Source organism: Thalassospira sp. (genome assembly GCF_002709775.1).
GTDB lineage: Bacteria > Pseudomonadota > Alphaproteobacteria > Rhodospirillales > Thalassospiraceae > Thalassospira.
This window is the reverse complement of sequence record NZ_PAQR01000006.1, coordinates 1-14356: the sequence shown is the minus strand read 5'-3', so window position 1 is coordinate 14356 and position 14356 is coordinate 1. Positions and strand designations below refer to the sequence as shown.

Below are 14356 nucleotides of genomic sequence, written 5' to 3'. Positions count from 1 at the left end.
CTCAGCCCGATTTTTTTCTGCCATTGCGCAGATGGGTCAGGAAGTAAATCAGACCACCGGCAAGCAGTCCCCAAAACGCACCGGAAATGCCATAAAATGTCAGGCCAGCTGCAGTAACGATAAAGGTCACAGCCGCTGCTTCGCGCCCGTCTTCTTCCTTGAACGCCGCAACCGCCGATCCGGCAAAGGCGCCAATCAGGGCAAGACCGGCAACCGCTTCGATCAGGATGCCTGGTGCAAGACTGATAAACGCCGTCACCAATCCGGCCAAAAGCCCGAACACGATATAAAAAACACCGCCCGAAACCGCCGCCCAATAGCGTTTTGACGGATCGGGATGGGCATCCTTGCCCGCACACAGTGCTGCCGTGATGGCCGCCAGGTTGACCGCATGCCCGCCAAACGGGGCAGAAAGTAACGAGAATATCCCGGTTACGGTAAAGAGCGGGCCCGGCGGGGTGTCATAATCATTGGCGCGCAGAACCGCTGTGCCCGGAATGTTTTGCGATGCCATGGTGACGATGAAAAGCGGCAAGGCAATGCCAACCAGCCCGGCCAATGTGAATTCCGGCATGATGAATTCGACCGGTGGCGCAATCGAATGACCGAGATCGGCAATCGCATTTTCCGGAAACTCGACCCCGAATACCATCACCGCAACAAACGCCAACAAGGCGGCTGGAATGGCAAGCAACCGGTTAAACCGGCCCATGACAATCCAGGCAATGACAATGGGAAGGCCGAGCAACGGATCAAACGCGACAGCTTTGACCGGGGCAAGGCACAGACCCAGCAACACACCGGCCAACATTGCATTGGCCAATGGTGCCGGGATGCCCGCAACCGCACGGCCCAGTGGTTTCCAAACACCGCTGATAATGATCAGCACGGCGCAAACGATAAAGGCGCCAACAGCAACTGCAAAGCCCCCCTCGATCGCACCGGATGTCGCCAAAAGTGCTGCACCGGGTGTCGACCAGGCAATGCTGATCGGAAGGCGGGTTTTAAGCGAAAGCACAATCGCGCAAAGGCCCATCGAAATCGATAGCGCCATCAGGCCCGATGCCGCCTGTTCCGGGCTGGCGCCAACGCCGGTCAGTCCCTGAAGGACAACCGCAAACGAACTGGCGGAACCAACAAAACCGGCCAACAGGCCCATGAAAATACTTTGGGGCGAAATATCACGCAGCATGGGGGCTCCGCAGAAATGCAAATAATTGAAAACGTGGTGGCAAGCGCATCGACCCTAACCAGATGCCACAAGTCAGGCCAGCAAAAAGCACAATCCCAGACACCGGAAAGTTGAAAGATCACCCACTAATGCGGCGCGATCCACCAAGGGCAGGGGGGATGCAGTCGAATTGGAACCATCGTTCTGTTTTCACACAGTTTTTTGCGTAAAAAATCGGGCTTCATTGACATATATCATCGTATAAATTCTGAGAATTAAATAATTATAATGTACTTAAACGGAGCGGACGATAATTCCTGACTTAGGAGCCCGAGAATGACTGTATCCCCCCAGATTCGTGTCGGCCTGCCGCGCATTAATGAACCGGCCCCGGATTTCACAGCCCCCACCACCGACGGGGTCAAATCCCTGTCCGACTATCGTGGCAAGTGGCTTGTGCTGTTTTCCCATCCGGCCGATTTCACCCCGGTCTGCACGACCGAATTTATCGCCTTTGCCAAGCATGCCGATGAATTCGGGAAGCGCAATTGCGAGTTGCTGGGCCTGTCGATTGACAGCACCCATTCGCACATCGCCTGGATGCGTAACATCCAGCAGAATTTCGGTGTCGAAATCCCGTTCCCGATCATCGCTGACCTTAAAATGGAAGTTGCCCAAGCCTATGGCATGATCCATCCCGGTGCAGGTGATACGTCGGCTGTGCGTGCGACCTTCATCATTGACCCCGATGGCATGCTGCGCGCCATGGTCTACTACCCGATGAGCAACGGTCGCTCCATTCCGGAATTCCTGCGCATGATCGATGCCATGCAAACAAGCGACAAGAACGGTGTCGCCACGCCTGAAGGCTGGCAGCCGGGTGACAAGGTCATCGTTCCGCCGGCCCATACCGCCAAGGCAGCCGCCGAGCGCGTAAACAATCCCGCCTATGATTACGTGGACTTCTATTTCTGCACCAAGTCCCTCTGATCAAACACCCCGATGTGCGGTCCCCGGGGCAAGGGGCCGTACAAAGGCAAAACCCCGCCAGAGCAATCTGGCGGGGTTTTGTTCATTCGGTTTTCTGAAATCCGGGACGCCTCAGCGTTCGGTAATCTTGAACTCGATACGGCGGTTGCGGCGATAGGCGATTTCGTCATCGCGGTTATCAAGCGGCTGGTATTCGCCAAAGCCTGCTGCAACCAGACGGTTGGGCGGCACACCCTGATCAATCAGGAACTTGACCACCGAAATCGCACGTGCCGACGAAAGCTCCCAGTTCGAGGCGAACTGGAGGTTTCGGATCGGCACCCTGTCAGTATGACCGTCAACACGCATGACCCAGTCGATATCATCGGGAATGTCGGATGCAATCGCGGTCAGGGTCTCACCCAGTTTGGCCAGCTGTTCCTGACCTTCTTCGCCAAGATCCGCCGAACCGGATCCAAACAGGACCTCGGACTGGAAGACAAAGCGATCCCCGACAACCCGGATGTCCTGACGGTCGCCCAGTACTTCACGCAGACGGCCAAAGAATTCCGAACGGTACCGCTGCAATTCGGCGACCTTGGTGGCAAGGGCTGCGTTCAGGCGATTGCCAAGATTGACGATCTGAGCGTCTTTTTCCTCGTTCTCGCGTTCTGACGCCTCAAGGGCGGCCTCGATGCGGGCCAGTTGTTGCCGCAGAGCCAGCATCTGCTGGTTAAGCGCTGCGACCTGTGCCTTGGCCTCGTCGCTCAGGTTCTTTTGTTCTTCAAGTTCGGCTGCACGCGACGCCAGAAGGGCAGAAAGTTCGTCAATGCGGGTTTCCTGATCCGTGATTTTCTCGCCGGTGGTTTCGCGAAGCTCGGTCAGCTCGGCTTCCTTGTCTTCAAGCGATGCCAGTGCTGCCAGAAGTTTCTGTTCGATCTCGTCGGCGGAAAGTTCGGCTGCAGCCAGCTGATCGGCAAGGGTCGCTGCGCGGTTGCGCAGATCATCACGTTGATCGGCGGTATTGGAAAGCTCGGTCGTCAGCTGGGTGAGCTCAAGCTCCATGCGCTGATTGTTGCCGCGTTCAAGCGACAACAGATTGGTTAGCTCATTGACCTGTGCGGTCAGATCGCTCAGCGCCTCGTCACGGCCCGAAAGAGCCGCACCAAGATAGACCTGCGCAATGACGAAGATCATCAGAAGAAAGATGATCACCATCAAAAGCGTCGCCAGCGCATCAACAAAGCCAGGCCAGGTATTTACATCGCGGTTACGACGGCGCGAAAGCCCGATCATGCGATCAGCCCTCCTCGGCGATGGCGGCGATGGTCCGGGCCAGTAGCTTGATCTCGCTTCTGATTTCCTGTGTGGATTGCTGGCGGCCCATGGTCAGTTCTTCACCGATCCGGCCAAGCGTGCTGTCAAGCGAGCGGATATGGGCGCGGGTATTATCATCAATCCCGAAGCTGCCCATCTTCATCGAGTCTGCCAGCTGATCCAGAACCGGTTTGAGGTGCATCTGGTTTTCCGCCAGCTTGACCATCAATTGCTGTTCGGCCTTCATCTGATCGGTCAGGGTCGAAAGCTTGTCTGCCAGATCAATCAGCGTGTTGTGCGATTTGATCTGTGAGCTTTCCGACCGCTGGATAGAGTTCTGCAACCCTTCCATATTGTCCGCCATCTGTTCGATCAGGGCCGAAAGATAGGCCGGAACAGACTGTTCGCCATCGGAAATGCCGCCACCCGAACCAAGGCGGGTAAAGCTTGAAAGCCATTCTTCAAGATCGTTGAAGAAACGGTTCTGTGCCTGACCGGCCTGCATGTCCAGAAGGCCAAGTGCGAGCGATCCGGCAAGACCAAACAGCGAGGACGAGAACGCCGTGCCCATGCCGCTCAGCGGTTCGGACAGGCCGTCTTTGAGTTCAGAGAACCAAAGATCCATGTTCGAGCCACTGCCGACATTGACGTTACTGATCACACCAGCAACCGAGTTCACCGTCTGAAGCAGGCCCCAGAAGGTACCTAGCAGACCAAGGAACACCAGCAGACCGACGACATAGCGCGACAATTCGCGGCTTTCATCCAGACGCGAGCGGATCGAGTCAAGGATGGTCCGGGTCGAGGTCGTTGAAAGCTGCGGGCGATCGCGGCGCTGTTCGGCCATCATGCTGGCCATCGGGGCCAGAAGTTTCGGCGGAACCTGCGATGTCAGGCCCGGACGGGACCGACGGAAATCCTCGATCCAGGTCACTTCTGGTGACAGGCTTGCCGCCATGCGGAAGGTGTAAATGACGCCAACCACAAACACGCCAAGGATTAGGCCATTGAGAACAGCGTTGGCCATAAAGGCATCAGACAAGGCCGGGAACAGCAGGGCGCCAACCCCGGCAATGATGGCAACAAAGATTGCCATACGTGTCAGATAACTTCCGGGTTTGGTAATGGGCGGGAGCGATCCCGTACCACTGGCCGTATTGCTGCTCATAACGGATTAATCCTAGCGTTGAACGGTTTTGATATCGACGCGATCTGCAGGGCCGGAGGGAACATTCGCACCAAGGGCACGAACGTCAATGCGCGTGGAGCGCACACCACTGTCAATCAGATAGGAACGGACTTGAAGCGCACGGGAAAGCGACAGACGACGTGCTTTTGATGCATTCGCACCGTCACCCTGGGCGTAGGCCTGCAACTGAATGCGCAGGTTTTCATCCTGACCCATGCTTGCAATCACACTATCAAGCTGGCTCTTGGCGGCAGTACTCAGCTCAAAGCTGTCTGCGGCAAAGCCAAGGCTGTATTCATCAGCACCCGTGGCTGGCATCGGTGCCGGTGCCGAAGTTTCCGGCGGAATGGCGGCTTCTTCGGCAGCCGGGGCTTCCGGTGCAACCTGTTCGGTCACCGGTTCTGCCGTTGCGGCCATTTGGGTCGCGGACTGGGTGGTATCAGGTGCCGGTGCTGCCGGGGCGGCAGGTGCTTCGGAAATCGGGGCGACTTCCGGTGCCGCAGGCGCACTTGGCGCTGTGTTTTCTTCAACCGGTGCCGGTTCTGCTGCCGGTGAGGCAACTTCAGCTGTTTCGGTCGCAGGCGCAGGCGCTGCAGGAGCAGGGGCCGGAGCGGCTTCCGCAACGCTCGGTGCTGGCGCAGGTTTGGTCAGCGGCGTCGGCGCATTGGAGCTGCTGGTTTCGCTAACTGCCGGCGCTGCCGGTTTGCTGCGCGGTGCGGCAGTCGGTTCGGGCTGGTTCAGCGCGATGGTCTGGTTTGCACCATCATCCATCATGGCTGGGGCCGATACAGGTGCAGGTGCCGGGGCACGTGATGCCGTGGCAACGCCCGGGACGCCATAAAATTCGGACTGGGTCGGGAAGGCATTGCCGCCGCCACTCGATCCGTCAATGACAACGGTTTCAAAACCGCCGTCATAACCGGCACTGCCAGTGGCACTCGCAAATTGCTCTGCTGCCAGGAAGGTCGATTTCGGACGGGTTTCCGGGAAGATCAGGTCTCCGCCGGGCATGACGATATGTTCGCGTGACACGGACGGGGAGAGATACTGTGGGACGGTTGGCTGTCCGCCGTAACCGTCGGCAACGTCCCAGTTTACCTGAACGCTGCTGTCATTCGAAACCGGGGAGTATTGTTGTGCGGATGCGTTAGCGCCAAAGAACACGGTTGTGCCCAGTGCAGCCGTCATCGCAAGCACCGAAATCTTGGAATACCCCATCATCAAATCGCAGGCCCCTTAATACCCTGTGTTTGAAATCGTTTGGTAACGTTGTTCTATTTCACACAGTTTTGTGTCGATCATTAGGCACCCGCAAATCTTTTGGAATGCCCCCCTGTTGTCCGCAGGCCCGCAACCGGGCCACACAGTCCCATGCACCATAGCTTAGAGACAGGTGATGGACAACCGCTTTGACCGATAATGCAAAAGGGGCGCTTCGACAATTTGCGAAGCGCCCCTTTCAAAAAACAGTAACAAAAGCGGTGAGTTAGCCCGCGATTGCCTTTTTAAGCGTTTTGGCCAGCACCGGCTGGATATAGTCGTTGGCTGCAACAACGCTGCCGGTACCAAGCATGTTGGTGCCGCCTTTTTCGTCGCGGATATAGCCGCCAGCTTCCGAGATCAGGATAATTCCGGCTGCGATATCCCACGCATTGAGGTGAGATTCCCAGTACCCGTCATAACGACCGGCTGCGACATAAGCCATATCAAGGGCAGCAGCCCCCATACGACGCACGCCGGCACAACGATCCATGACCGAATGCAGCTGTTTTTCAAAGGCTGCATGGTCGCCATGACCAAGATGGGGAACGCCACAAGCCAGAACGCATTCGTTCAGACGACGACGGCCCGAAACGCGCAGGCGACGGTTATCAAGGAACGCACCAACGCCCTTTTCCGCCCAGAAGCACTCATCCTTGGCAACGTCATAGATCATGCCGGCAATGATTTCGTCACCCTTCTGAAGGGCAACCGAAATCGCGAAATGCGGGATGCCATGCAGGAAGTTGGTGGTGCCATCAAGCGGATCAATGATCCAGCGATGCTCAGGATCGGAGCCCTTGACCTCGCCACCTTCTTCAAGAAGGAAGCCATAGCCCGGACGGGCACGCTCAAGCTCTTCACGCAGGCGTTTTTCGGCACGGTGATCAGCTGCAGATACGAAATCTGCCGGGCCTTTCATCGAAACCTGAAGGTTTTCGACTTCACCGAAGTCGCGTTTCAGTCCATAGGCTGCCTTTTCGACAGCCTTGTACATCACGTTGATATTCGCAGAACGACGGGCGGCGCCTCGCACGGCATATCTCCCGGAATTTGAATTAAAAGAAGGTCCGCTTTCCGGACCGGCGGGCAGGGAGGCCCTTAGTCCTTGGCACGCTCGACATAGGTGCCTTCAACCGTGTTCACGACAATGCGCGTACCCGATTCAATATGCGGGGGCACCATCACACGAACACCGTTCTCAAGAACAGCCGGCTTGAAGGAGGAAGACTGGGTCTGACCTTTGACGACCGCATCGGCTTCGACGATCTGGAAGACGACATGCTCGGGCAGGGTTACGCCAAGCGGCTCACCTTCAAAGGATTCGATGGTTACAACCATCCCGTCCTGAAGATAGACAGCAGCTTCGCCAACAAGGTCGGAATTTACTGTGATCTGGTCATAGGTTTCGCTGTCCATGAAGGTGATCATGTCACCATCGGCAAACAGGTAGGTGTATTCTTTCTGCTCAAGACGAACCTTTTCGACGGTTTCCGATGCACGGAAACGTTCGTTCAGCTTGGTGCCGGTACGAATGTCTTTGAGTTCAACCTGGTTAAAAGCACCGCCTTTACCCGGCTTCACAGCCTGGCATTTTACTGCACGCCACAGGGCACCTTTATGTTCGATAAGGTTACCCGGACGGATTTCGTTGCCGTTGATTTTCATGGCACAAACCGTTCTTTCAGATCACAGATTCACAATGCAATAAGGGGCAAGCGCCCCATTTCAGGCGCTCTACCTACCAGTTCGGCTGTTTTGCTGCAAGCAGATTGATCCGGGATAGCGCGCATAACACCCCGTCATTCGCGCATGGCTTGGATCAAGCATCTGGCGGCCAAGCAGTTTTGGCCACGCACCAAAAGCAATCAGATATCGGTTGCAGCAATCGCTGCCTTGATCGCCTTTGCCCCGGCTTCCGGCCCGTCCGGATGGTTCCAGACACCACCGGTAACCGCGATGAAATCAGCACCTGCCAGAACAAGCGGGGCAACGTTTTCTGCGGTAATGCCGCCAATTGCTACGCACGGCACGGTGGTAAAGGTCGTCCAGATCTCAAGGATTTCCGGCGTGACGCTGGTTTTGGCTTCCTTGGTTTCCGTCGGATAGAACGCGCCGAAGGCGACGTAATCCGCACCCTTTTCGCCAAGGATCATCGCCTTGTGGCGGCTGTCATAGCAAGACACACCAACGATGTGTTCTTCGCCCATGATCGCGCGCGCTTCGTCATAGCTGGCATCGTCTTCGCCAACATGCACGCCGTCACAACCTGATTTCTTGGCAATGTCGGGTCGATCATTAAGGATCAGCGGGATATCGCGCTCCGCACACATTGGAAGGATCGTATCAATTGCCTTGCGGATTTCATCGTCGCTGACATCCTTCAGGCGTAATTGCAGGCAATCAACCGCCCCGGTATCAAGCACGGATTTCAGCTTCTCGCCAAAGGGTGCAAGATCGATTTTCGGCGGGGTCAGAAGATAAAGACCGGCAAGTTCGTCTGAATTCACGATGATAATTCCTGATGATTTCCTGCGTGTTATGTAACCTTTGACGTAAGGTTTGGCAATTGCCAAGGCTATCCCACCAGATGCGCGTGCAACCGCTTGTCGAGTTCAGGGGCGGGCAAAAGGTCATCGGCCATCTGATAAATCACATCTCGGCGCGGCAGTTCTGTCATGACGATGCAGTTGGCCTGACCGGCCATATCCCGAAGCTTTTCAAGCTTTGGTGCCGCCATCGGATCGACAATCACTGCATCAAGCCCAAGCTCGATCGCTGCAAGCGCCCCGGAAACCCGGCCGCGACAATCAAGGATCGAGGTGACATTCGCTGCTGGAAACTCTTCGCGCACCAGCGTGATCAGATCGGCAAACCACTGTGCCCCATGCGATTGGGCTGCGTGATCAGGTGACAGCAAGCCAAAGGCACGATCCCCCATCACCCGGCAGGCGGATCTGGCGCCGTTGATGCCGTGAATGCGAATGACGGGATCGGGCAGGGCGGTCATGACGGTTGCTTAGGCCTTGGTGCGCGCGACATAGACCGTGTTGATGTCTTCACGGTCAATCAGCGGATGCTTGAATTTGATAACGTCGGCCCGAATGGTTTCAAACGCGGATTGAAGGTTCTCTTCAAACCATGGTTCGGGCATTTCGGTCGACCACAGGGCAAAGATACCGCCGGGCACCAGATGTTTGGCAAGCTTTGCGAGGCCATCCCTGGTGTAAAGGCGCTTGTGATCTTCATGCAGGACATTGCCCGGTGAATGATCAACATCAAGCAAAATGGCGTCATGCAGTTTTTCGGGTGCATCCGGGTTCATGCCCGGCGTATCGGAAAGTGAGGCTGCAAAGAAATCACCATGCACCAGCGCACACCGCGGATCGTTTGAAAGCTGCTCACCCAGTGGCAGCAACCCTTTCTGATGCCACTCAATCACCTCGGGCAGGGTATCGAGCACGGTCAGTTTGCCGGTCTTGGGATTATCTAGCGCTGCCTTGGCGGTATAGCCAAGCCCAAGCCCGCCAACGACAACATCAAGGTTGTCGCGATCAAGTTCGGCCAAGCCAAGGTCGGCCAGCGCGATCTCGGCATCTGTAAACAGGCTCGACATCAGATATTCTTCATCAAGCTTGATTTCATAGACATCGATATCAAGGCTGAGCTCACGTCGGCGACGCAGGCTCAAGACTCCCATCGGTGTCGGGCGATAATCAAGTTCCTTGAAAAGAAGGCTCACGGGCCGGGCTCCTGTTTGGCTTGATGTGTTGGTGGCTCAACACTGACGGAAAGAGGCGCAAAAGAAAAGTGCCCGAAGCAGAACTTCGGGCACTTGATAAGTCTCGGTCTAAGCGATGCTTAGAGGAACTTCGCCATGGCGACAGCGGTGTCGCTCATACGGTTGGAGAAGCCCCACTCGTTGTCATACCAGGACAGGATACGAACGAAGTTGCCGTCCATGACCTGGGTCTGGGTGGCATCAAAGGTCGAGCTGTTCGGGTTGTGGTTGAAGTCAACCGAAACCAGCGGTGCTTCGCAAACGCCAAGAACGCCTTTAAGCGGACCGTTTGCGGCTTCCTTGATCGCTGCGTTGATTTCATCAACGGTGGTGTCACGGCCCGCAACGAAGGTCAGGTCGACCATGGAAACGTTCGGGGTCGGGACGCGGATCGCGGTACCGTCAAGCTTGCCTTTGAGTTCCGGAAGAACCAGGCCAACAGCCTTGGCTGCACCGGTCGAGGTCGGGATCATCGAAAGCGATGCCGAACGTGCACGACGCAGGTCTTTATGCAGGCTGTCGACGGTGTTCTGATCGCCGGTGAAGGCGTGAACAGTGGTCATGAAGCCCTTGGTGATGCCAACGGTCTTGTTCAGAACATCTGCAACCGGTGCCAGGCAGTTGGTGGTGCAGGATGCGTTCGAAACGATGATGTCGCTTGCCGACAGGGTGTCGGAGTTAACACCGTAAACAACGGTCTTGATGTCACCCTTTGCCGGGGCGGAAATCAGAACGCGCTTGGCGCCAGCGGTCAGGTGTTTGCCAGCACCGGCTTCGTCAAGGAAGATACCGGTGCACTCGAATGCGATGTCGACTTTAAGGTCGGCCCACGGCAGGTTCGCCGGGTCACGCTCTGAGCATACCTTGATCGTCTTGCCGTCGATGACGAGGTTGTCGCCTTCGGCTTTGACGTCATTGGCCAGAACGCCATGAACGGAATCATATTTCAGAAGATGTGCGTTGGTGTTGACGTCACCCAGGTCGTTGATGGCAACAACTTCAACATCGGTGCGGCCGCTTTCAACGATTGCACGCAGAACCAGACGGCCGATACGGCCAAAACCATTAATCGCTACGCGAATAGCCATTCATCCCTCCAAAATTATAATGATTGGTACCTGGGGAGTATCAATCACGGCTTAGGGTACAAGAACCCATAGAAAAAAGGCCGGATCGGCATGTTACCGATCCGGCCCTGTAAATTAAACCAGTTCCTTGGNCGCTTTGACCAGCGCNTCGGCNGTGATGCCGAAATGCTCGTAAAGNACCGGGGCCGGTGCCGAGGCACCAAATCCGTGCATGCCGANAACCTTGCCGTTNTCGCCAACATATTTTTCCCAGCCAAAGACCGAAAGGGCTTCGATGGCAACGCGCGGTGCGCTGCCCAGGACTTCCTTGCGGTATTCCGGCGACTGGGCGTCAAACAGTTCCCAGCTCGGCAGCGAAACAACAGCAGCATTGATGCCGTCTGCTTTCAGCTTCGCCTGCGCGTCAACTGCGATCTCGACTTCCGAACCGGTCGCGATCAGGGTGACCTGGCGGTCGCCATCGCAATCGGAAATCACGTAACCGCCACGTGCGACAAGGTTGTCTTCACGGTAGTCGGTCCGCAGAACCGGCAGGTTCTGACGGGTAAGTGCGAGAACGGTCGGGCCGCTTTCGTTGGTGATCGACAGTGCCCATGCTTCGGCGGTTTCAACCGCATCGGCCGGGCGGATCACGGTCACGTTCGGCATCGCACGCAGCGATGCAACATGTTCGACCGGTTGGTGGGTCGGGCCGTCTTCGCCAAGACCGATGGAATCATGGGTCATGACGTAAACAACGCGCTGGTTCATCAGGGCCGAAAGACGGATCGCCGGGCGGCAATAGTCGGTGAAGACCAGGAAGGTGCCGCCATAAGGCAGAACGCCACCATGCAGCGCCAGACCGTTCATGGCTGCTGCCATGCCGTGCTCACGGATACCGTAATAGATATACGCACCTTCATAGCCGCCATCGGCGGTGATCGGTGCCTGAACACTGGTCTTGGTGTTGTTCGAACCGGTCAGGTCGGCAGAGCCGCCGATCATTTCCGGGATCGCCTTGGTCAGCACTTCGAGAACATTCTCGGATGCTTTACGGGTGGCGACCTTCGGCTTGTCTTCGGTGATCTGCTTTTTGTAGTCGTTGAAGGCTTCGATCCAGTTTTCCGGAAGCTTGCCTTCGATACGACGCTCGAACTCGTCCTTAAGGGCTGCTTCGAGGCTTTCGAAACGACCACCCCATGCATTGAAGTCATCCGCACCACGTGCGCCAGCAGCAAGCCATGCATCACGGATATCGGCCGGAATGTCGAACGGCTCGTAATCCCACTCAAGCTTCTTGCGCATGCCCGCAAGTTCTTCGGCGCCAAGTGCCGCGCCATGGGTTGCCGAGGTACCTGCTTTGGTCGGTGCGCCAAACCCGATCTGGGTTTTGCAGGCAATCATTGACGGGGTGTTGGTGGTTTTGGCTTTGGCGATGGCGGCTTCGATCGCGGCCGGATCGTGGCCGTCAATCTGCTGAACGTCCCAGCCAGCAGCTTCAAAGCGCTTCTTGTGGTCTTCCGAGGTCGAAAGCGAGGTCGGGCCATCAATCGAAATGCCGTTGTCATCGAACAGAACGATGAGTTTCGACAGTTTCATGTGACCGGCCATCGAAATGGCTTCCTGCGAAATACCTTCCATCAGGCAACCGTCGCCAGCAATCACATAGGTGTAGTGATTAACAACGCTGTCACCGAAGCGGGCATTCATGATGCGCTCGCCAAGGGCGAAACCGACCGAGGTCGCAATACCCTGACCCAGCGGGCCAGTGGTGGTTTCAATGCCTTCGCCGTGACCGAATTCCGGGTGCCCCGCGGTGCGGTAGCCCATCTGACGGAAATTCTTGATCTGATCAAGATCGAAGTCTTCGTACCCGGTCAGGTGCAGAAGCGAATAAAGAAGCATCGAACCGTGACCTGCGGACAGGATGAAACGGTCGCGGTCCGGCCAGTTCGGGTGCTTCGGATCGAATTTCAAGAATTTGGTATAAAGAACAGTCGCAACATCTGCCATGCCCATCGGCATGCCCGGGTGACCGGATTTGGCTTTCTCAACAGCGTCTGCCGAGAGGAAGCGGATGGCATTGGCCATGCGGTTGTGTTCTGCTTGCGTCGTCATGTGATGCGGTTCCTGGGGGTTTCGCGGTCGGGCGATGAAAACACTTTTCCATTTATTAACGGAATTCGCGCGGAAGATGCCCTTACAGGGGGCATACGTCAACCGCTTCTATCGAAAAACTGCCAAGTTATCCGGATTCAGATTAATCACACTGGCAATTGCCGTGTCCAGTTGTGGGTTCTGCTGATCTGTTTGGGCGCATACCGCCTGATTTTCCCCAAGTGCGCCTGCTGCTTGAGGCGTTCGGATGCAATCGTGATCGGGCAAAACGGTTGTTGATCGGAATCTGTGATGTTAAATCAGCCATGATCATGACATCTTCGATGGGTCTGATCGCCATCAGATGAGTCGCAGCAGACAGGTCATGTCTGCGCAATTTGGGTAAACAGCAAACATTCGGGTAGGATCATGTCGCGGTTGCAACAGGCAAGTGATCGGCTGAAAGCAGCATTGGAACGTCTGGAAACGGTTGCGGAGTCGGCAATCGACGCCAAAAGCCAGAACGCAAACGCTGACACGGCAGAGGTCGACGCCCTGCGCGGACAGCTTTCGGCCCTTCGCGAAGATTACGACCGACTGAGCCGCACAACCGAGACGGTTTCAAACCGCCTTGATGGCGCTGTTGATCAGCTCAAACTCGTCCTTGATGAAGAACCCGCAAAGAAACAGGCGTAACCCATGGCACAGGTTTCCATTCGCATTAACGGTCGCAGCTACGACATCGCATGCGACGACGGTCAGGAAGATCGCATTCACGCGCTTGCCGGTTATGTTGACGAACGGGTCAAGGAAATCTCCGATGCGGTTGGCCAAATCGGTGAACAGCGCCTTCTGGTCATGACCAGCCTTCTGATTGCCGATGAACTCGGCATGGCGCATGAAAAGCTCGAAAAGCCGGCAAGCCCGGCGGCCGAGGCCGGAAGTATCTCGGCTGCTGAAAGTGATGCGCTTGCGGACAATATCGAAAGCATGGCCGAACGGGTCGAAGCACTTGCCGATCGCCTGAACAAAGACTGATCACCCGGTTATTCGCCGACTGCATGGCTGCGTTTCCGAAGGCCTGAATTCGCGCAATCTACTTGAAATTCCGATGGTCGAAGACTAAGTTCCGGTCGCTGACAGTTTGCGATGCGCCGTTCGCGGCGATCAAGAACCCAGCATCAAGGGGGCTGCCCTGTTCGTCAGGTTCGCTAATTCCCGGGGCCGATGCTCATTTCTCTAGGGAGCTGTCCCTTGCCAGGCCGTGGTCTGGTTATACGGCGCCCACCTGCACCTGCAGGTCACGAGGAATTACCAAATGGCCAACGGCAGCGGTGGCTCCCGCTTATATTCCCTTTTCCATTTCGTGATGCCGGTCATGCGTCCCGGGGCAGGGTGCATTAAACGAAACATGTCTGCCTGCTGGCTGACGCAAAACAGGAAGCACAATGCGTTTACTTCATCTTGGCGACGTTCTGGGGCAATCCGGTCGCAAGGCAGCGCTC

At 56.3% G+C, this 14356-nt stretch carries 14 protein-coding genes and 1 other RNA gene; 4 read left to right on the top strand and 11 right to left on the bottom strand.

Features of this window, described 5'->3' with window-relative positions; genetic code table 11:
- Nucleotide 1 precedes the first annotated feature (1 nt).
- Entirely contained in the window at nt 2-1192 is a 1191-nt protein-coding gene (locus CMO10_RS03005) for a benzoate/H(+) symporter BenE family transporter (RefSeq protein ID WP_297018805.1), read from the bottom strand.
- 315 nt (nt 1193-1507) lie between these two features.
- Between CMO10_RS03005 and CMO10_RS03000 the strand changes: the two genes are divergently transcribed.
- The gene (locus CMO10_RS03000) at nt 1508-2161 is read left to right on the top strand and encodes a peroxiredoxin (protein WP_297018804.1); all 654 of its coding nucleotides are present in this window, start codon (nt 1508-1510) and stop codon (nt 2159-2161) included.
- Between the two features lie 111 nt (nt 2162-2272).
- Here the strand turns inward: CMO10_RS03000 and CMO10_RS02995 are convergent, their stop codons facing one another.
- From CMO10_RS02995 to tkt, 10 genes are all read right to left on the bottom strand, one after another.
- Nucleotides 2273-3436, bottom strand: a complete 1164-nt coding sequence (locus tag CMO10_RS02995) for a peptidoglycan -binding protein (RefSeq protein WP_297018803.1) — start codon at nt 3434-3436, stop codon at nt 2273-2275.
- Nucleotides 3437-3440: 4 nt separating this feature from the next.
- Entirely contained in the window at nt 3441-4625 is a 1185-nt protein-coding gene (locus CMO10_RS02990) for a hypothetical protein (protein ID WP_044828560.1), read from the bottom strand.
- Nucleotides 4626-4637: 12 nt separating this feature from the next.
- A complete protein-coding gene (locus tag CMO10_RS02985) occupies nt 4638-5867 on the bottom strand; it encodes an OmpA family protein (protein ID WP_297018802.1) in 1230 nt (409 codons plus the stop codon).
- Nucleotides 5868-6132: 265 nt separating this feature from the next.
- Nucleotides 6133-6942, bottom strand: coding sequence for an inositol monophosphatase family protein (locus CMO10_RS02980; protein ID WP_200892670.1), 810 nt, complete (start codon nt 6940-6942; stop codon nt 6133-6135).
- A 65-nt stretch (nt 6943-7007) separates the two neighbouring features.
- A complete protein-coding gene (efp, locus tag CMO10_RS02975; protein ID WP_297018801.1) occupies nt 7008-7574 on the bottom strand; it encodes an elongation factor P in 567 nt (188 codons plus the stop codon).
- 200 nt (nt 7575-7774) lie between these two features.
- On the bottom strand, nt 7775-8416 hold the full coding sequence (gene thiE, locus CMO10_RS02970; RefSeq protein ID WP_297018800.1) for a thiamine phosphate synthase: 642 nt from the start codon (nt 8414-8416) through the stop codon (nt 7775-7777).
- A 68-nt stretch (nt 8417-8484) separates the two neighbouring features.
- Nucleotides 8485-8916 carry a hypothetical protein gene (locus tag CMO10_RS02965; protein ID WP_297018799.1) on the bottom strand — a complete coding sequence of 144 codons (432 nt, stop codon included), beginning with the start codon at nt 8914-8916 and terminating at the stop codon, nt 8485-8487.
- A 9-nt stretch (nt 8917-8925) separates the two neighbouring features.
- Nucleotides 8926-9648 (bottom strand): polyamine aminopropyltransferase, encoded by a 723-nt coding sequence (locus tag CMO10_RS02960; protein WP_297018798.1) that lies wholly within the window; start codon nt 9646-9648, stop codon nt 8926-8928.
- A 119-nt stretch (nt 9649-9767) separates the two neighbouring features.
- Nucleotides 9768-10775 carry a type I glyceraldehyde-3-phosphate dehydrogenase gene (gap, locus tag CMO10_RS02955; protein WP_044828566.1) on the bottom strand — a complete coding sequence of 336 codons (1008 nt, stop codon included), beginning with the start codon at nt 10773-10775 and terminating at the stop codon, nt 9768-9770.
- Between the two features lie 114 nt (nt 10776-10889).
- Entirely contained in the window at nt 10890-12872 is a 1983-nt protein-coding gene (gene tkt / locus CMO10_RS02950; RefSeq protein WP_297018797.1) for a transketolase, read from the bottom strand.
- A 408-nt stretch (nt 12873-13280) separates the two neighbouring features.
- Between tkt and CMO10_RS02945 the strand changes: the two genes are divergently transcribed.
- The 3 genes from CMO10_RS02945 (at nt 13281) to ssrS (ending at nt 14196) form a co-directional block, all read left to right on the top strand.
- A complete protein-coding gene (locus tag CMO10_RS02945) occupies nt 13281-13547 on the top strand; it encodes a hypothetical protein (protein WP_297018796.1) in 267 nt (88 codons plus the stop codon).
- Between the two features lie 3 nt (nt 13548-13550).
- The gene (locus tag CMO10_RS02940) at nt 13551-13889 is read left to right on the top strand and encodes a cell division protein ZapA (RefSeq protein WP_297018795.1); all 339 of its coding nucleotides are present in this window, start codon (nt 13551-13553) and stop codon (nt 13887-13889) included.
- A gap of 146 nt (nt 13890-14035) precedes the next feature.
- A non-coding RNA gene (ssrS, locus tag CMO10_RS02935) (6S RNA) lies at nt 14036-14196 on the top strand.
- Nucleotides 14197-14356: the final 160 nt, after the last annotated feature.

Excerpts from the sequence above, each read along its gene's own strand:
- CMO10_RS02990 (WP_044828560.1), bottom strand. The coding sequence starts at position 4,625 with ATGAGCAGCAATACGGCCAGTGGTACGGGATCGCTCCCGCCCATTACC.
- CMO10_RS02940 (WP_297018795.1), top strand. The coding sequence starts at position 13,551 with ATGGCACAGGTTTCCATTCGCATTAACGGTCGCAGCTACGACATCGCA.
- CMO10_RS02965 (WP_297018799.1), bottom strand. The coding sequence starts at position 8,916 with ATGACCGCCCTGCCCGATCCCGTCATTCGCATTCACGGCATCAACGGC.
- CMO10_RS02945 (WP_297018796.1), top strand. The coding sequence starts at position 13,281 with ATGTCGCGGTTGCAACAGGCAAGTGATCGGCTGAAAGCAGCATTGGAA.
- CMO10_RS02985 (WP_297018802.1), bottom strand. The coding sequence starts at position 5,867 with ATGATGGGGTATTCCAAGATTTCGGTGCTTGCGATGACGGCTGCACTG.
- gap (WP_044828566.1), bottom strand. The coding sequence starts at position 10,775 with ATGGCTATTCGCGTAGCGATTAATGGTTTTGGCCGTATCGGCCGTCTG.
- CMO10_RS03005 (WP_297018805.1), bottom strand. The coding sequence starts at position 1,192 with ATGCTGCGTGATATTTCGCCCCAAAGTATTTTCATGGGCCTGTTGGCC.
- efp (WP_297018801.1), bottom strand. The coding sequence starts at position 7,574 with ATGAAAATCAACGGCAACGAAATCCGTCCGGGTAACCTTATCGAACAT.
- CMO10_RS02995 (WP_297018803.1), bottom strand. The coding sequence starts at position 3,436 with ATGATCGGGCTTTCGCGCCGTCGTAACCGCGATGTAAATACCTGGCCT.
- CMO10_RS03000 (WP_297018804.1), top strand. The coding sequence starts at position 1,508 with ATGACTGTATCCCCCCAGATTCGTGTCGGCCTGCCGCGCATTAATGAA.